A 19,479-nucleotide genomic window follows, 5' to 3' on the forward strand; every position below is an offset into this window, starting at 1 on the left:
GTACTCAGCGTCGGCCCGCTTTCGTCAAGGCCGTCGCCTGAGCCAGCAGCTGGCGCCGAACGGCGTCGAAGGGCTCGAGGCTTCGCTCCGCACGGCTGAGCGCGACGGCGCCCTCTGCGGCAGCGACGAGCACGGCGGCGAAGCCAGTGGCATCCGTGCGCTTCAGTCCGCCTTGCTTCAGAGCGGCGGCCAGCTCCGTGCGCCATGTACGGAACACGGCGGATGTCGTCTCGAGCAGCTCCGGCGAGTCCGTCGCGACGGTGACGGCGAGGGCGGCGCATCCGGCCGAGAGGTCCGAGCGCGTGAGCACCTCGCGCCAGGCATCCAGATAGGCGGATGCCACACCGCGCGCACTCTTGCCGCGAAAGCTCTTGATCAGCGCGAGCGACCGTTCCCCTGCGAGCTGCACCGCTTCGGTGACCAGCTGGTCCTTTCCGCCCGGGAAGTGGAAGTAGATCGAGCCGCGTGGGGTGCAGTAGCCGGAGCTACCAGCCCCAGCCGGAGTTCCCGGCATCTGCCAGGGATCCCACAGTAGACAGAACGGTAGGCTCGCGGGTGTGACCCTGCCCGCCGAGAAGCCTCCGCTGATCGTGTGGGACATCATCGTCTCGATCGTGATGTGGGTGCTGTCCGTCGGGCTGATCGGAGTGGCGGCATTCGTCGCGCTGTTCGGCCTGGCGTTCATCGACTACTGCCCTCCCGAGTCGTGTAGCGCTCAGGGTGCGTTCCTCTCCCTGATCGTCGCGGGCGTCGCGTCGATCTTCCTGCTGCTCACCGGACTCGTGTGGGGGATCGTCCGCATCGTGGAGCGACAGACGTCGTGGTGGGTCGGCCTCGGCGCGCTCGTGCTGAGCCTGGCGTGCTGGATCATCGGATTCGTCGGCGCGGCCAAGTCGGTCGGCTGGTAGTCGGGCGGCCGGGAGGAGGGGCGGCATCCGTCGCAGGGAGGATGCCGCTGGACGCTCGCGCCAATAGAGTGTGTAGCTCAGCCCTCACCGCACGGACGATTCGTCGTGCGTTCGCGGCGCAGGGTCGCACTGCAGCACCACGAGTTCCATACCGTCATCGGAAAGGACGATATGACCGCCGTGAACCCTCCGACTCCGCCCGAGCGGGGGCAGCAGCATCCGGCACAGGATGCCGTGCCACCTGCGAGTGCGCGGGCCGCGTACGTCGCGCCGACGGCTCAGTACGCGTCGCCGGATCCGGACCCGGAGGCGGCGCTGTCGATCCGCGGACTCTTCAAGACGTTCGGGCAGAATCACGCCGTCGACGGCATCAGCCTCGACGTTCCCGCCGGAAGCTTCTACGGTCTGGTGGGGCCGAACGGCGCGGGCAAGACCACGACGCTGAGCATGGCGACGGGGCTGCTGCGACCGGATGCCGGCGTGGTGGCAGTGCACGGAGTGGATGTCTGGCAGCACCCTCTCGATGCGAAGGCGCGGGTCGGTGTGCTTTCCGACGGCGCGCGGCTGTTCGACCGGCTGACCGGCGAGCAACTGGTCATCTACGCGGGCGTGCTCAGCGGCATGGACCGCCCGACGGCCATTTCGCGCACCAAAGATCTGCTGCAGCTGCTCGACCTGCAGTCCGCTGCCGGAACCCTCGTCGTCGACTACTCGGCTGGCATGACGAAGAAGATCGCGCTCGCGTGCGCCATGGTGCACGCCCCGCGGCTTCTCGTGCTCGACGAACCGTTCGAATCCGTCGATCCGGTGTCGGCCGCGAACATCCGTGACATCCTCGGCGGGTTCGTGAGCGGAGGAGGCACCGTCATCGTGTCGTCGCACGTGATGGACCTGGTGCAGCGCATGTGCGATCACGTCGCTGTGATCACGAGCGGGCGGGTCGTGGCATCAGGAACCGTCGACGACGTGCGCGGCGGCGAGGACCTCGAGGACCGCTTCGTCGAGCTCGTCGGAGGCCGACGCGTGCAGGAGGGCCCGGAGTGGTTGCGGTACTCGTAGGGCTGCGCCTCCTCGTACTGCGCAACAGCCTCAAGCGCAGCGTAGGGCAGTTGATCGCCGTGATCATCGGCGGACTGTACGGGCTCTTCGTGCTCGCCATGGTCATCCTCGGCCTGTTCGCGCTGAACTTGGCTCCGGTCGATCTGCTGCGCACCATCATCGTGCTCGCCGGTTCGGCGCTCACGCTCGGCTGGGCGATCATCCCGCTGTTCCTGCCGATCGAGCAGACGCTCGACGCGCCGCACCTCGCCGTCTATCCCATCCCGCTGAACAAGCTGCTCACCGGGCTGCTCATCTCCGGCGTCGTCGGTATTCCCGGCGCGATCACCATGGTGGCATCGATCTTCACGTTCGGGTCGTGGCTCAGGATGCCCGGCATCGCCGTGCTCGCCCTGCTCTGCGGCATCGCGGGCGCGCTGCTCTGCGTGATGCTGTCCCGCGCGGTCACCGCGGCGGCAAGCGGCTTGTCGTCGGGGCGGCGGTTCCGCGAGGCCGCCGGCATCCTGATCTTCATTCCGCTCGTGTTGCTCGGGCCGATCATCGCAGGCACCGCCTCGTCGCTCGAGAACTCGAAGGATGTGCTGCCGAATCTCGCGAACGCGATGTCGTGGACTCCGCTCGGGGCGATCTGGGCGATCCCGTCGCAAGTCGCACTCGGCGATCCGCTCGGCGCGGTGCTGAGGGCACTGATCGGGCTGGCGACGATCGCCGTGGTGTTCCTGGTGTGGCGCTGGGGGCTGGCGCGTGCGCTCGTCACGCCGGTGCACGCCGCGTCACGCGTGCGCGCGCAAGGCAAGCTGGGTCTCTTCGGGCGGTTCCCTGACACGCCGGCGGGCGTCATCGCGGCGCGCTGCCTCACCTACTGGTTCCGCGATCCGCGCTACCTGCGCCAGCTCGTGATCATCCCCGTGCTTCCACTGCTGCTCTGGTTCTACTCGTCGCTGACGGGCGGGACGTTCCTGCTGCAGGCGGCCGGACCGTTCGTCGCGTTTGTGCTCGGCATCACCCTGATCGCCGACGTGTCGTACGACTCGACGGCGTTCGTGCTGCACATGAGCAAGGCGGTGCCGGGGCGCGCCGACCGGTGGGGGCGGGCATCCGCCGTGCTGGTCTTCGGGCTTCCCGCCGTGGTCGCGATCACGTTCATCACCGCAGCCGTCGCGCACGACTGGATGCCCGTGCCCGCCCTGCTCGGCCTCTCCGTCGGTCTGCTGCTCGGCGGCCTCGGTGTCTGCTCCGTGACGTCTGCCGTCGTGGTCTTCCCCGCGCCTTCCCCTGGCGACAACCCGTTCAAGACGCGGCCAGGTGCCAATACCGCCCTGCTCGGATCGACGTTCATCACGTGGGGCGTGCTCGCGGTGGTCACTGCGCCGGAGATCGCCCTCCTGATCGTGAACCTCGTGACGGGCCAACCGCTCTGGGGCTGGATCGCCCTCGTTGTCGGAGTCATTCTCGGCCCGGTCACGCTGGTGATCGGCGCGAACGTGGGAGGCCGCATCCTCGACCGCCGCAGCCCCGAGCTGCTGATGCAGCTGCAGAAGGACGCGTGACGCCGAGCGCTGCGACCGTCGTGGCGGGCTTTCTACAGCAGCCCCAGGGCGCGCACAGCATCGCGCTCCTCCGCGAGCTCTGCGACCGACGCGTCGATGTGGGCTCGGGCATCCGCCGAGATCTCGAGCCCCGTCGCCACGACCCACTCGCCGCCGACGGACTTCACCGGCAGGGAGCACACCAACCCCTCCGGTACTCCGTACGCGGTGGCGGCGTCGGCGTTCGTGCCACCGGTCGTCACGCCGGCCGACGTCCAGTGCTCGCTGGTTCCGTTCACCCAGTCGTAAACGTGGTCGATGGCGGCGCTGGCAGCGGATGCCGCGCTGGATGCCCCCCGCACCTCGATGATCTGCGCCCCGCGCCGCGCCACCCGCGGCACGAACACCTCGTCGAGCCATTCGGCGTCGACCAGTTCGGACACGGGGCGGCCGTCCACCGTCGCGTGCGAGACATCCGGATACTGCGTCGCCGAGTGATTGCCCCACACGATGACGCCGTCGATCGCTGTGACGGGCACCTCGATCTTCAGCGCGAGCTGTGCGATCGCACGATTGTGGTCGAGCCGCGTCATCGCGGTGAAGCGCTCGGTCGGCACGTCGGGTGCGTGCGACGCGGCGATCAGCGCATTCGTGTTCGCCGGGTTGCCGACCACCAGCACCCGCACATCGGATGCCGCGTGCTCGTTGATCGCTTCGCCCTGAGGCGCGAAGATCGCGGCGTTCGCTTCGAGCAGGTCGGCACGCTCCATGCCGGCCGACCGGGGGCGGGCCCCGAGCAGCAGCGCGACGTTCGTGCCGTCGAACGCGCTGGATGGGACATCCGTCACCTCGACGGACCGCAGCAGCGGGAAGGCCGAGTCGAGCAGCTCCAGCGCGGTGCCCTCTGCGGCGTGCAGGCCCTGGGGGATCTCGAGCAGGCGCAGGCGAACGGGAGTGTCATGGCCGAGTATCTCGCCGGAGGCGATGCGGAAGAGCAGCGCGTATCCGATCTGTCCTCCCGCTCCTGTGATGGTCACGGTGACGGGTTCGCGAGGTGCAGCCATGCTGTCAGCCTAGGTCGGTGCCCCTGGGGTGCCGACCGTGCCGATGCGCGGGATCTGCGCGGGATCATCTGCAACCCGGGGCGGACGCACCGGTTCTGAGCCGAAAAGATCCCCGGCTACGCGAAACGGCGTATCCGGGGATCTCGCGCGCGGCTTCGGGCGAATCGCGCGCTGCGCGGCCGAGAATTTTGGGGGGATATCCCCGACCGCGGTGCAACTCTATGTGCGTCATCAGTGTGAATGCTGTATTGACTCTGACCTAAGCCTGGGAGTGAGTCGGACGCCCGCCGAGTATCCAGTTCGCTGAGCGTGCTGTCAGCGACGCGCTTTCCGGGCGGCTCGGTTGCGTGCGAAGATCCAGCCGACGATGCCGCCGATGATGAACACGAGAAGCACGACCACCCACGTCGGCCACTCCACATGCCAGAACAGCAGGAAGATCTTCGACGTCTCGTCGGCGACCCCGTTCTGAATGGCGATGACGATCAGCAGAATGACGAGGATGATCGCCAGCCACTTGCGCTTGAGGAACCTGACGAAGCCGTTGTCACGCTTCTCGGATGTGTCGGTCATGGATTGCCCTTCGGGTGGAACTGTCGTCGCGACGGATGCGCGCTGCCGCTCATTCTGGCCCGCAGACGCGTGCCCTGGGAAGCGTTCGTGGCGAGGTGACGAACTGCGGCGACCGTTGGGCCCTCAGCCTTGCTTCGCAGCGGCCTTAAGGGCCTTCTTGGTCTCCCGGACTCTGGCGAGGGATGCCTCGTCCACGATGTCGGCGACCGACCTGTGCGATCCGGGCTCGCCATATGCGCCGGCCGCCTCGCGCCATCCCGCTCCGTCGAAGCCGTACTGCTTGCCGAGCAAGGCAACGAAGATGCGCGCCTTCTGGTCGCCGAACCCGGGCAGCGCCTTCAGTCGCTTGAACACTTCGCGTCCATCGGGATCGCCCTGCGTCCAGATGGCGGATGCCTGGCCGCCCCAGTCGTCGACGATCGCTCTGCAGACGGCTTGGATGCGACCGGCCATCGACCCCGGATACCGGTGCACAGCGGGTGGGGTGGAGCAGAGCTTCGCGAAGGCATCGGGATCGGCGGCGGCGATGGTGGCGGCATCCAGACCGCCCATTCGATCGCGGATCTTCTCGGGACCGCTGAACGCGGTCTCCATCGCCACCTGCTGATCGAGCAGCATTCCGATGAGCAGGGCGAGCGGATCGGATGACAACAGGGCGTCGGCGGCCGCATCGCCGGTGATGTGCAGGGTGCCGGTCATGGGTTCATCATTCCACCGCCTCTGTTCGCTGCGCCAGCGAAGCGCGTCGCCCCCAGTTCCCTGAGCGAGCGGAGCGAGTCGAAGGGCGCCGAAGTGTTGACGATGTCGGTGGTGGGGTCTTGCATGGAGTCGTCCGAGCGACGCGATCGAGGTGCGGAGGCATCCATGGTGCAGGCCATCACGGTACGAGAGTTCTACGAGGCGGTTCCCGGTAACGACTGGCATCGTGCTTATGGCGGAGCGACGGCGTACTTCGTCAGCGGTTCGTTCGCGAAGGGGCTGCAACTCGTCAACGCGATCGGCGCACTCGCGGATGCCGCGAACCACCACCCCGACATCGACCTGCGCTACGGTGCGGTCGTCGTGCGCCTGCGCACGCACGAGGTGCAGGGGCTGAGCGAGCGCGACACCGCCCTTGCGGTGCAGATCTCGGATGCTGCGCGAGAGTTGGGCATCCGTTCCGAGCCCGCGCAGATCCACACCGTGCAGATCGCGATCGACGCCCTGGACATTTCGGAGGTGCTTCCGTTCTGGGAGGCCGTGCTGGCCTACGAACGGCGGGGCGACGACGACCTGGTCGACCCTCGCCGGCTCGGGCCATCGGTCTGGTTCCAGCAGATGGATGCTCCGCGACCGCAGCGCAATCGCATCCACATCGACCTCGCGCTGCCCCGTTCTCAAGTCGAAGGTCGCATCGCGGCGGCGCTCGCTGCCGGCGGACACGTCGCGAACGACGCGTTCGCGCCGCACTGGTGGACCCTGGCCGACTCGGAGGGCAACGAGATCGACCTCGCGCCCTGGGTGGACGACACCGATTGGGAGGACGACGAGGGCTGAGCCGCTGCCGATTTTCGGTCGCCGACGCCTCGCGCGAACGTCGCACCCGGTTTCACACCTCGAGCGGTGAGCCTCCCATCGCCGTGTTCAAAGCCCCCAATGTGCGGATCGTGGCCGCGAGATCGCGCGCGTCGAGCTCTGCGATTCCGTCCGTCATCGAATCGTCGAGCAGGGCGTCACCCTTGCGCACCAGTTCGGTGCCCAGGGGAGTGAGCGTGACGACGTGCTCGCGCCGCGAGCGTGGTGAGACTGCGACCGTCATGAGCCCAGCCGCGACGGCGGAGTCGATCTGCCGACTCACCGTCCCTTTGGTCAGGGCCAGCCGGTCGGCGACCGCCTGCTGGTTGATCTCGCCCGGATACGCATCCACAACGCTGAGAACAAGGAACTGGGCGAGCGAGATGCCGAGACCGTCCCGGTAGAGCGCCTCGCCTGCCCGATCCATCAGCGCGTCGACGCGACGCACCAGGAACCACAGAGCGGCGATGTCACCGGTCGCGTCCGACAACGGGGACCGTTGACTCCGTTTCCCGGCGGGCGGGGAGGACGCACGGGATCTTGCCATGACGCCCATCCTACATTTCGTTTGACAGGCGACGGTTGCATATGCAACGGTTGTTTGATCAACCAAATCCAAACCGACGTACGCGTCATAGGAGATCAAGGAGTCACGATGCGCATCCTCGTCGTTCTCGACCACCCGTACACGGTCGATTCCGCTGACAACGTGCCACACAGGCGGAGCTTCACCGCGGCCGTCACCGAGGCCGCGATCCGCGGTGCACGATCTGCAGGGCACGAGGTCGATCTGATCGACCTCAGCGCCGATGGGTTCGACCCCCGCATGTCGGCGGACGATCTCACAGAGTGGCGACTGCGAACGCAGAGCGATCCACAGGTGCTGGACTACCAGCGGCGTGTGCTGGAGGCTGAGCAACTCGTGTTCGCATTCCCGATCTGGTGGGAGGCGATGCCTGCTGCAACCAAAGGATTCCTGGATCGCGTGCTGGCCGAGGGCGTGCTCTACGAAGAACTCGAGGGAGCGAAAGGCAACCCCTTCCGATCATTGATGCCAAGGCTGAACGGCGTGACCCTGCTGACCGTGATGACGACTCCGACTGCGGCATACCGATGGTGGTTCGGCGACCCCGTGACCAAGGTGATGTTCAAAGGAGCCTTCGGCAAAATCGGCGTCAAGAACCTGCGCTGGCGCAACTACGACCGTGTCGAGCATCGCACGCCGCTCCAGCGACAGCGGATGATCGACGCCACCGAACAGTACTTCTCGCGCTTGTCAGTTGCGAAGCCGCCGAAAAGAGCGGGCGCCACGGCCTCTCTATCCTGACGTTCAGGCCGCGTTCCGACTGCTCTCGCTCCGATCGCGTGGGACATCGCGGCGGTCGTGCGGCAGCAGAAATCCGGCGACGATCAGCCAGAGCAGTCCGGCGAAACGGCCGATCGGCAGCCCGATGCTCGCCGGCGGCCAGATCAGGGCGAAGAACGACAACTCCGAGATCACCGCGATCACCAGGCCGACCCACGCGAACCAGCGAGGTGTGAGCCGCAGGATCAGCGAGGGAACGGCCGCTCCCGCGATCAGCAAGCCGATGCCGCCGACGAATCCGATGCCGCCGAGGGCATAGGTGATGTAGGCGAACGCGTGCACGAGCGCGGGGCTCATGCCGCTGATCGACTGGCCGAGCACCCAGCCGATGAGGCCGGAGGCGCCGAGGAAGACGCTTGCGGCGATGCCGCCGTAGTACCCGATGGCGGGACCCGGAACGCGCGCGCCGAGACGGAGCATGCGGGCGTAGGTGGTCGCGGCGTAGATGCCGAGTGGCACCGATGCCCCGAACGTGAAGAACCCGCCGATCGTGGCGGCGGCGGGGTTGTGCGCATAGTAGGCGGCGACATCCGCGGTGCTGCCGAGCGGCGAGGGCACTGCACTCCCTGCGATGGCGGCGCTGATCGCGATGCCCGCGAGCGTGAGCACCGTCGCGACGACGGCGACGATACCCGCGTTAGGTCCATCCGGGCGGCGCACCGTGTGAGTCGTGGTGGGCGATGTCATGGTCTCGCTCCTTCTTCAATTCGTTACAACACGCAATGATTACATCACAGAATCATTCTGTCAACGCTGTATTCTGGATGAGTGCCAACACATCGACCCGCTCGCATCGGCTTTCTGCTCAGCCAACTCGGCGCCCACGCGTCGCGACGCTTCGACGAGCGCGTCGCCGAGGTGGGGCTCACGGCGCAGCAGGCGGGCGTGCTGCGCATCCTCGGCCGGCAGCCAGGCGTCAGCCAGCGCGACCTCGCCGATCGACTGGGACTGGTGCAGAGCCGCATGGTCGCGCTCATCGATGGGCTCGAGCACGCCGGCCTCGTTGCGCGCACCCGCAGCGAGGCCGATCGCCGCAGCTATGAACTGACGCTCACGCATGCCGGCGGTGCCAAGCTGCGCGAGCTGCGGGGCATCGCCGAAGTGCACGAGGCGGAGCTTGCCGGATCGCTCGCGACGCCCCAACGCGACGAACTCTTCGTTCTGCTGAGTGACCTCGCGACATCCCTCGGCGTCGATGCCGAGGTGCACGAGGGGTATCGCGCGGCGCAGGGCGGCGAGACGTCGGGCCGCTGACGTCACCCGACTCCGACGAGGCGCGCCGGAGGTGGATGCATCCGCGCGGAAAGCGCGGCATGCTGGCTTCATGACCGACACAACGCAGCCAGCAGCCGACACCACCGCTCAGACCTCCGGTCCTCGAATCGTCGTCGGGGTCGACGGTTCCGATCCGTCGTTGGATGCCTTGCGCCAAGCCGCCAAGTACGCCCCGCTCCTGGGTGCGAGCATCGAGGCCGTCACGACGTGGAGCTATCCCGTGTCGGTCGGGCCGTATGCGATGGGCGACGGTCCGACGTTCGAGGATCTGGCGAAGGAGACGCTGGAGCACTCGATCGCGGATGCCTATGGAGCCGACGTTCCGTCGAACCTGTCCTCGCTGGTCGCGTTCGGACATCCTGCTCAAGTGCTCATCGAGCGCAGCGAGGGTGCAGAGTTGCTCGTTCTGGGCTCGCGTGGACGCGGCGGGTTCGCGGGCCTGCTTCTCGGATCAGTCAGCTCCGAGTGCGCTTCGCACGCGAAGTGCCCGGTGCTGATCGTGCGCTGAGCGCGGAATCCGGCCGCGTCGCAGCATCCGCCGACCCGTGTCACAGGGCGGGTCGCTCGCGAGAGCGGGCCATGCTGGGGTCATGACCGACACGAACCAGCCTGAAGCCGATGCAGCCGAGCAGCCGATCCTCCCCAGAATCATCGTCGGGGTGGATGGGTCGGATCCCTCGTTGCAGGCGCTGCGCGAAGCGGCCAGGTTTGCTCGGCTGTTGGGTGCGGGCATCGAGGCGATCGCCACATGGACCTATCCCGTGTCGCCAGGACCGTACACCGACGCCGAGCAGCCGCTCGAACAGCTCGCGAAGGAGACACTCGGTCAGGCGCTCGTGGATGCCTACGGCGAGGATCGCCCGCACAACCTGACCGCAGAGGTCGAGTACGGTCAGGCGGCGCACGTGCTCGTGCAGCGCAGCGAAGGTGCGGAGATGCTGATCGTCGGCTCTCGCGGGCGAGGCGGATTCGCCGGCCTGCTTCTCGGGTCGGTCAGCTCGGCCTGCGCCGCGCACGCTAAGTGTCCGGTGCTGATCGTCCGGTGAGGTGCTCGCCGCCGCGTCGGGTGGGCCGTGGCCCGTGGCGCTAGATTGGCCGACATGCCGGCTCGGGTGACCATCAAGGACGTCGCGCTCGCGGCCGGGGTCAGCAAAGGGGCGGCATCCAACGCGCTCAACGATCGGCCAGGTGTCTCTGAGACGACCCGCCAGCGGGTCAAAGACGCGGCCGAGCGACTCGGATGGTCACCCAACCGGCTTGCGCAGGCGCTGTCGGGGTCGCGGGGTGATTCGGTCGGATGGGCGATCGTGCGTACCGCCAAGACCCCCGCGATCGATCCGTATTTCACCGAGCTGTTCTCGGGCATCGAACTGGAACTCGAGACCACGGACCTCTCGCTCGTCACCAAGCTCGTCGCCGATCGTGAGGCGGAGGCCGTGCTCTACCGGCGCTGGGCATCCGAGCGGCGCGTGGCCGGGGTGCTCATCTCCGACATCGATGTCGACGAGCCACGGTTCGAGCAACTCCGCGAACTCGAGACGCCGTTCGTGGCCTTTCGGAGCACGACCGCGGCCGAAGGCGCCATGCCAGCGGAGTTGCGCGTGACGTCGGTGCCCGAGGGGTTGCAGGTTCCGACGGTGTGGTTCCAGGAGCTCACGACGGTCGCGACTCTGCTCGATCACGCGCGCACCTTCGGCCATCGTCGCATCGCGTGGGTGAGCGGCGACCCGTCGAAGGCGGCCGTCGTGCTGCGGGAGCGGGCCGTCGACAGGTGGTCCGGAGACAACGGCGTCGCCGTGCGAACCGTGTACACGGACTACAGCCCGAGTGCCGGTGCGCAGCGCGCCGTGGAGCTTCTGCGCTCGGACTCCCCGCCGACGTTCATCGTCTTCGACAGCGACATCATGGCGCTCGCCGGCCTGTCGGCCCTCAACGCCTCGGGCTATGGCGTGCCGCGTGACGTCTCCGTCGCGTCGTTCATCGATTCGACGCTCTGCGAGGTGGCGCTTCCGCCAGTCACGGCACTGGCACATCCGGTCGTCGAATACGGCAGGGCCTTCACCCGTCGGTTGATCCAGCAGATCGGCGACGGCACGGGCACGGATGCCTGGCTCGAGCCGCCCACGCTGGTGAAGCGCGCGAGCGTGGGCCCGGCGCCCGCGCCCGCGCGGTAGCGGTCAGTGAACCGGTTCTGCCCTTGACTACTAAACCGGTTCTGTAATACCGTCGGCCGAGTCCGGCAAGGTCGTTCATGGGCGGCAGCGGGAGGCAGGACGGCAGCACCGACGTCACATTCAAGCGCGAGACATCGCCTCAAACGAAGGAGTTTGACATGCAGACCGGCGCATCCAGCAGCGTGAGCAGACGAGGGTTCCTGGCGGGCAGCGCCGCCGTGGCAGTGAGCCTCGGGCTGAGCGCGTGCGCGGCATCCGGGAGCGGATCCTCCAGCACCGGGGGCCCCATCACGTTCTGGGACATGGTGTGGGGAACGGGCACGACCTACACCGCCAAGGCGCGTTCCATCGTGAACGGTTACCAGCCGAAGGGCCGCGACCGGGGAATCAAGTACCAGTCGATTCCGTGGGCGAACTGGAACCAGACGTTCACGTCGGCGGCGGCGTCGAAGACCACTCCGGCCGTCGCATCCGGTGCCGCGTTCCTGCCGTTCTACTTCTTGGAGCAGGGCTCGGTGGTTGCCGCCGACGACCTGGTCAAGACGCTCGACAAGAACGGCGCGAACGACTTTCTTCCCGGCCTGCTCCAGCAGATGAAGACCAGCAAGGGCTACGCGGCGCTGCCGTGGTCGATGGATCTTCGTGTGCTCTGGGTGCGCAAGTCGCTGCTCGAGAAAGCGGGCGCGGACTTCCCCACCGACTGGGATTCCTTCATCAGGGCAGGCGAGGCCCTGCAGAAGAAGGGGCAAGTCGGCCTCGGCCTCGCCGCCGGGAGCACCACGACGGATGCCCAGCACACGGTGTCCGCGTTGATGATCAACAACGGCGGCGGCATGTTCGACGAGAACGGCAACCTCGACTGCGTGACAGACCGCAACATCGAGACGCTGGATTTTCTGAACGAGTGCGTGAAGAAGGGCATCATCGACCCGCCCTCGCTCAGCTACACGAACACCAACCTCGCGACCGACTGGACGGACGGCCACGTGGCGATGGGCTTCAACCAGACCGGGCTCGACAAGACCTTCCGCCCGGATCAGCAGTCGGACCTCGAAGTGATCGCCCCCTTGAAGGGACCGCACGGCGACACTGGAACCGTGTATTACATCAACCCGTTGATGATGTTCGACACGAGTCCGTCGCAGGAGTCGTCGGAGGCCTTTCTCGCCTGGTACCTCGACCAGATCCACCTGTTCTGGACCAGCGGCGTCGAGACCGACCTGCCGGTGAAGAAGAGCATCACGAAGCTGCCGGTGATCCAGAACAACAAGAACCTCGTGAAGTCGGTGAACGAGTGGCAGCCGATCGGCAAGACCATCGGTGCTCGCACCGATCACGCCTTCGCCGCACTGAACACCGTGGACGGCGGCACTGCCAGCGCCACGTTCGTGCAACGCATCGTACAGGGGGAGCAGTCGTCCAAGCAGATTCTGCAGAACCTGCAGATGTCGCTCGAGAAAGTCATCAAGTAGATCGTGGACATCGAATCCGAATCCGAATCAGAAGCGGATGCCGTGCTCGGGCGCCCGGAGCTTGTTGCGCTCGTCGATCTGGTGGTGCCGGCCGATGACTGGCCGTCGGCGTCGCAGTCGGGTGCGCTGACCTTCCTCGCCCGGGCGCTCCACGACCGCCCCGAGTGGGCGGGTCGCATGCGGGAGCTCCTCGACGCGGATCGCCCGACCGAGCACGCCGAGTGGGAGTGGTTCGCCGAGCTGGTCAGCGGTGGCTTCTACGCGGATGAAGCCAACGGCGGCAACGCGGATGCCCGCTCGTGGCGCATGGTGCAGTGGCGGCCCGAGCCGGTCGGCGGGTGGCCGGCTCTGGCATCCGAGCCTGATCGTGCCGGCGTGCTCATCACGCCGGCGACGCTGGGCGTTCTCTACGACGCCATCGTCGTCGGATCCGGAGCAGGCGGCGGCGTTCCCGCCGCCGAGCTGGCGAAGAGCGGGCGCCGCGTGCTGGTGGTCGAGGCCGGATCCTGGCCGACGACGGACCGGCTCGACTCGGACCACCTTCGGAATCCGCGTTCGGACTGGGGCCTGCCGGTGTGGAGCGGACCGGACGACAGCACGCATCCGCGGGTGCTGAGCAACGACTCGGGCGATCACCTGATCGCTCCGTCCGACGCGGGTTGGGGCAACAACGCCTTCACGGTCGGCGGAGGCACGCGGGTGTACGGCGCCCAAGCGTGGCGTTTCTCGCCGATCGACTTCCACATGGCGACCACGTACGGAACTCCGGAGGGCAGCGCGCTCGCCGACTGGCCCTTCGGCTACGACGAGCTCGAGCCCTATTACCAGCGGGCGGAGTGGGAGATGGGTGTGAGCGGCCTCGGCGAGGCGACCCCGCACGCCGGCCACCGCTCGCGGCCGTACCCCATGCCTCCGCTACCGGGCGGGGTCGCCGACACCGTGCTCGGCCGGGGTGCAGCGGCCCTGGGCATCCCGACGCTGCCGCCGCCGCTGCTCATCAACTCGAAGCCGTACCTCGGCAGGGCCGCGTGTGCGCAGTGCGCGATGTGCGTCGGCTTCGCGTGCCCGGTCGACGCGAAGAACGGCAGCCAGAACACAACGCTCGCCGCCGCGTTCGACACCGGCAACTGCTCGATCATCGTCGAGACGTCGGTGCTGCGACTGCTGACGGATGCCGTCGGCCAGGTGATCGGCGCGCGCGTCGCCGGCATGAGTGACGGCTCCGTCTGGACAGCCGACGTGTACGCCGATGACATCGTTCTCGCGGCGGGTGCGACGGAGACCGCGCGCCTCTTGCTGAACAGCACGAGCGAGCGCGAACCGAACGGCATCGGCAACAACGCCGATCAGGTCGGACGCCACCTGCAGGCTCACCTCTACGGCGGCGCGACCGCCATCTTCGACGACGACGTCGTCGACCTGCTTGGCCCGGGGCCGTCGATCGCGACGACGCTGTACCAGCACGGCAACCCGGGCATCGTCGGCGGCGGGATGATCGCGAACGAGTTCGTCCCGACCCCGTCGAACACCTACCGCTACCTGGTGGCAGCCGGCTTGATCCCGTCGTACGGTGCCGAGTCGAAGGCCGGCATGCGCCGGCTGGCGAACCGGATGATGCGCATCATGGGGCCAATCCAAGAGGTCACGTCCCACGAGTCGCGAGTCAGCGTCGCGCCCGGGGTGACGGACAGATTCGGGATGCCGGTCGCCCGGCTGAGTGGAAGCAACCACGACGAGGACTACCGTGGCCGCGACTTCCTCACCGACCGTGCCGCAGAGTGGCTGCAGGCGTCCGGAGCCCGCTCCGTCGTTCCTCTCACTCGGGACCGCAGCCGCTGGGCGCCGAGCTCCGGCCAGCACCAGGCGGGTACCTGCCGCATGGGCGACGACCCGGCACGAAGCGTTGTCGACCCCGTCGGCCGCGTCTGGGGCCACGACAACGTGCGCATCACGGATGCCTCGGTGCACGTGACCAACGGCGGCGTGAACCCGGTGCTCACCGTGATCGCGAACGCCTTCCGCACCATGGACAGGATGCTCGCCGGCAGGTAGCGCTCAGTCCGTCGACATTCGGGCACCGCCTAGCGGCCCGCCGAGTCGGTAGAAGAAGAACGGCACCGCAGACAGCAGACAGCTCACCGCAGGCACGAGTGTGATGCCGACGAACACCGTGTTCTGCATCGATGCGGTCACGGTGACGCCGTCCTGGTAGCCGGCGGCCACGATCACGAGGCCGAAGGCGAGCACCGACAGCGCGGTCATGATCTTGGAGACGAACGTCAGCGTGGCGAACGAGATGCCGTCGTTGCGCACGCCGGTGCGCCTCTCGACGTCGTCGACGGCATCCGCGATCATCGTAGCCTGCACCACGAGGAACGCCCCGAGCGTGAGCCCGGTGAGGAAGATGAACACCACGATCGCGACGATGCTGTCGAAGCCGACGAAGTACATCGCCACGTACAGCACGGTGCCGGCGAACGAGCTCGAGATGGCGAGCGCGCGTCCGGACATCCAGCGCAGCAGCAACGGTGTCGCGAAGGATGCGATCACCATGCCGCCGATGATCGCGGCGCCGATCAGCGTGAACAGGCCCTCGTTGTTGTAGGCGATGACGACGAAGACCGCGCCCCCAGCCTGCACGATGTAGCGGCCGAAGCCGAGCACCGAGCCCAGCAGCACCATGAGCAAGGGAGTGTTGCGGGCGAGAGTCAGGAACAGCTGGCGAAAGCTCAAGCGCGTCTGCGCAGCCTGGGATTTGCGTTCGCGTGCGAAGAAGAACGGCAGCACGTAGAGCGCCATGCCGAGCACCGCGACCACGCCGACGGCGAGCGACCAGCCCGACCCGGTCGTCTTCGGGCCGAAGCTGAGCGCGCTGGCGAGCCACGGCATCCCGAGCGTTGCGAGCCCGAGCGAGATGGCGCCGAACGCGCGCACGTTCGAGACGACGCGGGTGCGGATGGCCGGGTCGGCGAACGCGGACCCGATCAGCCCCCAGAACGGCACGTCGCACGCCGTGTAGGCGATGCCCCAGAGCAGATACACGATGCCGAAGTAGATGAGTTGGACGTTTTCGGCGGCATCAGGGACAGTGAAAAGCAGAGTGGTCAGCAGGGCGACGGGCGCCGCCGAGAACAGGATGTAAGGACGCAGCTTGCCCCACCGCGTGTGCGTCATGTCGATGATGCTGCCCATCACCGGATCGCTGATCGCGTCGAACACCTTCGCGATCGTGATGATGCCCGTGGCGATCGCGATGCCGGCCGTGCTGATGTGGGCGAACTGCAGCAGGTACACGAGGATGAACGTCGTCACCGTGGTGAGGATGATGTTCTGCCCGAACCCGGCCACCACCACAGACACCCGTTGCACTCGTGCGGAGGGAACCCGACTTTCCGTCGTGTCGCCGGTCGTCACCGTGTCGCCCGTCATCGTGTCCTCTCCAGCAGAATCGTCTTGATCTCGAACGGGTCGAACGCAAGGCGCCCGAGGTCGGCGGGTGCGATGGGCTCCTCCATCAGGTTCGTCTCGGTCACGGTCTCGTGTGCGAATCGCGTGTCCACCGCAGTAGTCGCCCGTCGTCCGAGGCTCTCGTAGAGCCGCAGCACGACGCCGCGGCCGTTCTGCTCCGGCTTGATCGTCTCGATCACAATGCCTGGGTCCGAGGAGCTCGCCGCGCTCTCGAGAACGTGCTCGCCGACCGGGATCAGCGGGTTGTTGAGTCGGTAGCCGTCACGGATGACGGGCCTCAGGTCCCCGCCCGCGAAGGCGCGGAACGCGTACGTGAAGCGATGCATGCCCCTGTCAGCGGTCTTGTCGGGGAACGTCGGCGACCGCAGCAGGTTGATGCTGAGCAGTCCGTTCTTGGCGCGGTGCCCGTACTTCGAGTCGTTGAGCAGGGCGAAGCCGCCGCCGGCATCCTGCGTGGCGATCCATTTGTGAGCACAGGTCTCGAATTGTGCGCGTTCGGCGGGATCGTTCTCTGTTGTCGGGCGGGCGATGTGCCCGAACTGGATCTCCGATAGCGCTGTCGGCCCGAAGTGGGTCGGGCGGAACTCGGCTCGGAGCATCCTGTGCCGCTCGTGCCAGTCCACGGTCGTCTCGATGCGCACGAGGTCGCTGCCGGCCTCGAGCACGATGCGCTGCTCGATCGTGGAGCGACGGGTGCGGAATGTCTGGCTGCGCACGATGGTCGGTCCGTCGACCTCGACGCGGATGTCGGTTGCCCGCAACGTTCGTGGCGTGCGCTTGACGTACTTGATTCCGATGTCCCAGGCGTCGAACGGAAACTGGTACGGGTCGCGGTGCAGCACGAGCCGGTTCAGTCCGCCGCCCGCGTGCTCGAGACCCTGCGCGTCGACGCATGAGACGATCTCGCCGCTGGGCCCGAAGCGCAGCGTCAGCAGGCCGTTCGCGAGCGTGTCGCCGTCATGCAGCAGCTCAGGATGCTCGTGGGCCGCGGGAGCGAGCGTCGCGGACGCGTAGGGCGCGGCATCCGCTTCGTACCAGCGGCCGTCGACGCGCACGTGCTCGCGGCGGTGGAACGAAGTGAGGTTGAGCACCGATGCCGCGGCCTTGGTCGCCACCGGCCCGGCCGACGCGGGCTCGGCCGATACGGATTCGGCCGACACGGATTCGGCCGGCACAGGCATCCGCGCGATGAGGGAGGCGATGTGGGCATCCAGCACGGCCTCGACGCGCTCGTACGTCTCGATCGCTTCGCGGTTCACCCTGGCGATCGACGACCCGGGGAGCACGTCGTGGAAGTGCGTGAGCAGCACGTCGCGCCAGAGCGGCTCGAGGGTCTGCGTGCTGTCGTCCCCGACGATGGCGGCAAGCGCCTCTGCATCGTGCAGCTTGCGTTCGACGAGCCGGTTACGGCGTTTGATCTGCGCCTGCACCGTGTAGGTGCCCTGGTGCGTCTCGAGGTAGAGCTCGCCGGAGTGGGTGTGCTCGACGGGCATCCGCTCGAGGCGGCGGAAGAAGTCGGTGGCGGTCGAGTACTCCACCTTGGGGAGCCCGCGCAGGCTGTGCTCCCGCTCGGTGACCTCGAGGTGGATCTCGCCGGGGCCACCTCCGCCGTCGCCCGAGCCGTAGACGAGCAGGGCCGTCTCGAGCTTCTTCTCCGGATACTGCCGCAGCCCGGTGAGCAGGTTGTCGGCGGCCGCCCGGCTGTTGTAGTCGCCCTCCGGCGGCATGTGCACCAGCACGCTCGACCCGTCGATGCCCTGCCAGGTGAACGTGCGGTGAGGAAAGACCGTGACCTTGTTCCACGCGAGCTTGATGGTCATGAACCAGTCCATGCCGCTCTTCTTCAGAATCTGCGGCAGGTTGCCGCTGTAGCCGAAGGTGTCGGGCAGCCAGCACAGTCGCAGATCGTCGGGCGCCCGCCCGAATTCCTTGCTCAGAAAGCGCCGGCCGACGAGCGCCTGGCGTACCAGAGACTCGCCGCCCGGCAGGTTCGTGTCGGTCTCGACCCAGAACGAGCCCTGCAGCTCGAGGCGTCCGGCGGTGACTGCGTGCTTCAGGCGTTCGAAGAGAGCAGGATGCTCCTGCTTCATCCACTGCAACTGCTGCGGTTGGCTCGTGCCGTAGACGTAACCCGGGCGTTCGTCGAAGTTGGTCAGAGCCCTGGCGTAGGTGCGGGCGGCCTTGCGCCGGGTCTCGCGCCACGGCCACAGCCACGCCATGTCGAGGTGCCCGTGGCCGATGGCGCTGTACACGAACTCGCTGGTCGACTCCGCGGCGAGCAGCGGCACCAACTCGGCGCGAGCCGAACGGATGTCGCCCCTCGCGAAGCGGGACCACGCCCGGTCGAGCCCGGCGCGCAGCTCCGTCGCCAGCGCGGCGTCCTCCGTGGCGTCGGCCAGCACCGCCAGGGTCAGGTAGTCGTAGTACAGCGCGTAGGCGTCCTCGTCGCGCCTGGCCAGCGTCGCGCCGTGGAACCGGCCTCGCCCGATCGGGTAGAGCAGCCATCCGTTGTAGCCGAGGTCGGCGTAGAAGTCGACGGTTCCGCCGCTGGTGTCGAGGCCGCGTACGGGCCGGAACCTGCCGCCGCTGTGCGGAAGGTCGCCCTGCTGGAACACGGTGCTGACGGAGTCGACGATGTCGCCCGATGCCGAGTACACGAGGCCCTCGCCCGCGATGCCGAGCAGGATGACGGCATCCGTCACGCCGTCCGGAACGGCACCCTGCACGTGCAGCCACGCGCAGTCGCCGGTGCGGCCCCAGACGGCTCCGGCTCTCACGGGCGCGAAACTGTGGCGATCGAGCTCGGCGAACGGGATCGGCTCGGGCGACGCGATGATCTCGGCATCGAGCTGCCGGATCGGCGTATAGATGCGTGAGCGGATGCGCGTGAGCCGCCGGTACTGCCACGGCTGCTGAGCGGCGAGGCCGATCAGCCAGTCGGCGAACCCGAACACGCATGCCTCCTCGCTCTGCGCCCAGCCGTTCGTCGCGGATGCGGTGCGTGTCGGCTCGCGACCAGCCTAAGCGGAGCAAACGA

General features: G+C 67.5%; 19 protein-coding genes. 11 read left to right on the forward strand and 8 right to left on the reverse strand.

Annotated features, from left to right (window positions below; translation table 11 throughout):
• Positions 1-4: 4 nt before the first annotated feature.
• Positions 5-514 (reverse strand): TetR/AcrR family transcriptional regulator, encoded by a 510-nt coding sequence (locus MJ603_RS02970; RefSeq protein WP_243062167.1) that lies wholly within the window; start codon positions 512-514, stop codon positions 5-7.
• A gap of 43 nt (positions 515-557) precedes the next feature.
• Here MJ603_RS02970 and MJ603_RS02975 point away from each other — a divergent pair, with 43 nt between their 5' ends.
• From MJ603_RS02975 to MJ603_RS02985, 3 genes are all read left to right on the forward strand, one after another.
• Positions 558-908: a hypothetical protein gene (locus tag MJ603_RS02975; RefSeq protein WP_243062168.1), complete on the forward strand. Its 351-nt coding sequence runs from the start codon at positions 558-560 to the stop codon at positions 906-908.
• Between the two features lie 171 nt (positions 909-1,079).
• Positions 1,080-1,967, forward strand: a complete 888-nt coding sequence (locus MJ603_RS02980; RefSeq protein WP_279238769.1) for an ATP-binding cassette domain-containing protein — start codon at positions 1,080-1,082, stop codon at positions 1,965-1,967.
• The gene (locus tag MJ603_RS02985) at positions 1,949-3,517 is read left to right on the forward strand and encodes a transporter (RefSeq protein WP_243062170.1); all 1,569 of its coding nucleotides are present in this window, start codon (positions 1,949-1,951) and stop codon (positions 3,515-3,517) included. Before MJ603_RS02980 ends, MJ603_RS02985 begins: the two co-directional genes overlap by 19 nt.
• Positions 3,518-3,549: 32 nt before the next feature.
• Here the strand turns inward: MJ603_RS02985 and MJ603_RS02990 are convergent, their stop codons facing one another.
• From MJ603_RS02990 to MJ603_RS03000, 3 genes are all read right to left on the reverse strand, one after another.
• Positions 3,550-4,560 (reverse strand): malate dehydrogenase, encoded by a 1,011-nt coding sequence (locus MJ603_RS02990; RefSeq protein ID WP_243062171.1) that lies wholly within the window; start codon positions 4,558-4,560, stop codon positions 3,550-3,552.
• A 315-nt stretch (positions 4,561-4,875) separates the two neighbouring features.
• Positions 4,876-5,133, reverse strand: a complete 258-nt coding sequence (locus tag MJ603_RS02995; RefSeq protein ID WP_243062172.1) for a LapA family protein — start codon at positions 5,131-5,133, stop codon at positions 4,876-4,878.
• 123 nt (positions 5,134-5,256) lie between these two features.
• Positions 5,257-5,832, reverse strand: a complete 576-nt coding sequence (locus MJ603_RS03000; RefSeq protein ID WP_243062173.1) for an HhH-GPD-type base excision DNA repair protein — start codon at positions 5,830-5,832, stop codon at positions 5,257-5,259.
• Positions 5,833-5,955: 123 nt separating this feature from the next.
• Here MJ603_RS03000 and MJ603_RS03005 point away from each other — a divergent pair, with 123 nt between their 5' ends.
• Positions 5,956-6,669 carry a VOC family protein gene (locus MJ603_RS03005; RefSeq protein WP_243062174.1) on the forward strand — a complete coding sequence of 238 codons (714 nt, stop codon included), beginning with the start codon at positions 5,956-5,958 and terminating at the stop codon, positions 6,667-6,669.
• Positions 6,670-6,721: 52 nt separating this feature from the next.
• On the opposite strand, the gene MJ603_RS03010 is transcribed toward MJ603_RS03005, so the two are convergent.
• Positions 6,722-7,177, reverse strand: a complete 456-nt coding sequence (locus MJ603_RS03010) for a MarR family winged helix-turn-helix transcriptional regulator (RefSeq protein WP_243062175.1) — start codon at positions 7,175-7,177, stop codon at positions 6,722-6,724.
• Between the two features lie 165 nt (positions 7,178-7,342).
• Between MJ603_RS03010 and MJ603_RS03015 the strand changes: the two genes are divergently transcribed.
• On the forward strand, positions 7,343-8,014 hold the full coding sequence (locus tag MJ603_RS03015; RefSeq protein WP_243062176.1) for an NAD(P)H-dependent oxidoreductase: 672 nt from the start codon (positions 7,343-7,345) through the stop codon (positions 8,012-8,014).
• A gap of 3 nt (positions 8,015-8,017) precedes the next feature.
• On the opposite strand, the gene MJ603_RS03020 is transcribed toward MJ603_RS03015, so the two are convergent.
• On the reverse strand, positions 8,018-8,740 hold the full coding sequence (locus MJ603_RS03020) for a hypothetical protein (RefSeq protein WP_243062177.1): 723 nt from the start codon (positions 8,738-8,740) through the stop codon (positions 8,018-8,020).
• Between the two features lie 81 nt (positions 8,741-8,821).
• On the opposite strand from MJ603_RS03020, the gene MJ603_RS03025 reads away from it, so the two are divergent.
• The 6 genes from MJ603_RS03025 (at position 8,822) to MJ603_RS03050 (ending at position 15,026) form a co-directional block, all read left to right on the forward strand.
• Complete coding sequence (locus MJ603_RS03025) at positions 8,822-9,307, forward strand: MarR family winged helix-turn-helix transcriptional regulator (protein ID WP_243062178.1); 486 nt, start codon at positions 8,822-8,824, stop codon at positions 9,305-9,307.
• A gap of 70 nt (positions 9,308-9,377) precedes the next feature.
• A complete protein-coding gene (locus MJ603_RS03030; protein WP_243062179.1) occupies positions 9,378-9,836 on the forward strand; it encodes a universal stress protein in 459 nt (152 codons plus the stop codon).
• 82 nt (positions 9,837-9,918) lie between these two features.
• On the forward strand, positions 9,919-10,374 hold the full coding sequence (locus tag MJ603_RS03035; protein ID WP_243062180.1) for a universal stress protein: 456 nt from the start codon (positions 9,919-9,921) through the stop codon (positions 10,372-10,374).
• A gap of 54 nt (positions 10,375-10,428) precedes the next feature.
• Positions 10,429-11,502, forward strand: coding sequence for a LacI family DNA-binding transcriptional regulator (locus MJ603_RS03040; RefSeq protein ID WP_243062181.1), 1,074 nt, complete (start codon positions 10,429-10,431; stop codon positions 11,500-11,502).
• Between the two features lie 158 nt (positions 11,503-11,660).
• Positions 11,661-12,974 carry an ABC transporter substrate-binding protein gene (locus tag MJ603_RS03045; protein WP_243062182.1) on the forward strand — a complete coding sequence of 438 codons (1,314 nt, stop codon included), beginning with the start codon at positions 11,661-11,663 and terminating at the stop codon, positions 12,972-12,974.
• 3 nt (positions 12,975-12,977) lie between these two features.
• Positions 12,978-15,026, forward strand: coding sequence for a GMC oxidoreductase (locus MJ603_RS03050; protein WP_243062183.1), 2,049 nt, complete (start codon positions 12,978-12,980; stop codon positions 15,024-15,026).
• 3 nt (positions 15,027-15,029) lie between these two features.
• Here MJ603_RS03050 and MJ603_RS03055 read toward each other — a convergent pair whose 3' ends face one another.
• Complete coding sequence (locus MJ603_RS03055) at positions 15,030-16,403, reverse strand: MFS transporter (RefSeq protein WP_243062184.1); 1,374 nt, start codon at positions 16,401-16,403, stop codon at positions 15,030-15,032.
• Positions 16,400-19,396, reverse strand: coding sequence for a glycoside hydrolase family 38 C-terminal domain-containing protein (locus tag MJ603_RS03060; protein WP_243062185.1), 2,997 nt, complete (start codon positions 19,394-19,396; stop codon positions 16,400-16,402). The genes MJ603_RS03055 and MJ603_RS03060 overlap by 4 nt, the downstream gene beginning before the upstream one ends.
• Positions 19,397-19,479 lie beyond the last annotated feature (83 nt).

The organism is Humibacter sp. RRB41, from assembly GCF_022761015.1.
Lineage (GTDB): Bacteria > Actinomycetota > Actinomycetes > Actinomycetales > Microbacteriaceae > Humibacter.

Excerpts from the sequence above, each read along its gene's own strand:
- MJ603_RS02990 (WP_243062171.1), bottom strand. The coding sequence starts at position 4,560 with ATGGCTGCACCTCGCGAACCCGTCACCGTGACCATCACAGGAGCGGGA.
- MJ603_RS03040 (WP_243062181.1), top strand. The coding sequence starts at position 10,429 with ATGCCGGCTCGGGTGACCATCAAGGACGTCGCGCTCGCGGCCGGGGTC.
- MJ603_RS03005 (WP_243062174.1), top strand. The coding sequence starts at position 5,956 with ATGGAGTCGTCCGAGCGACGCGATCGAGGTGCGGAGGCATCCATGGTG.
- MJ603_RS03020 (WP_243062177.1), bottom strand. The coding sequence starts at position 8,740 with ATGACATCGCCCACCACGACTCACACGGTGCGCCGCCCGGATGGACCT.
- MJ603_RS03015 (WP_243062176.1), top strand. The coding sequence starts at position 7,343 with ATGCGCATCCTCGTCGTTCTCGACCACCCGTACACGGTCGATTCCGCT.
- MJ603_RS02980 (WP_279238769.1), top strand. The coding sequence starts at position 1,080 with ATGACCGCCGTGAACCCTCCGACTCCGCCCGAGCGGGGGCAGCAGCAT.
- MJ603_RS03000 (WP_243062173.1), bottom strand. The coding sequence starts at position 5,832 with ATGACCGGCACCCTGCACATCACCGGCGATGCGGCCGCCGACGCCCTG.
- MJ603_RS02970 (WP_243062167.1), bottom strand. The coding sequence starts at position 514 with ATGCCGGGAACTCCGGCTGGGGCTGGTAGCTCCGGCTACTGCACCCCA.
- MJ603_RS03030 (WP_243062179.1), top strand. The coding sequence starts at position 9,378 with ATGACCGACACAACGCAGCCAGCAGCCGACACCACCGCTCAGACCTCC.
- MJ603_RS02995 (WP_243062172.1), bottom strand. The coding sequence starts at position 5,133 with ATGACCGACACATCCGAGAAGCGTGACAACGGCTTCGTCAGGTTCCTC.
- MJ603_RS03035 (WP_243062180.1), top strand. The coding sequence starts at position 9,919 with ATGACCGACACGAACCAGCCTGAAGCCGATGCAGCCGAGCAGCCGATC.
- MJ603_RS03055 (WP_243062184.1), bottom strand. The coding sequence starts at position 16,403 with ATGACGGGCGACACGGTGACGACCGGCGACACGACGGAAAGTCGGGTT.
- MJ603_RS03045 (WP_243062182.1), top strand. The coding sequence starts at position 11,661 with ATGCAGACCGGCGCATCCAGCAGCGTGAGCAGACGAGGGTTCCTGGCG.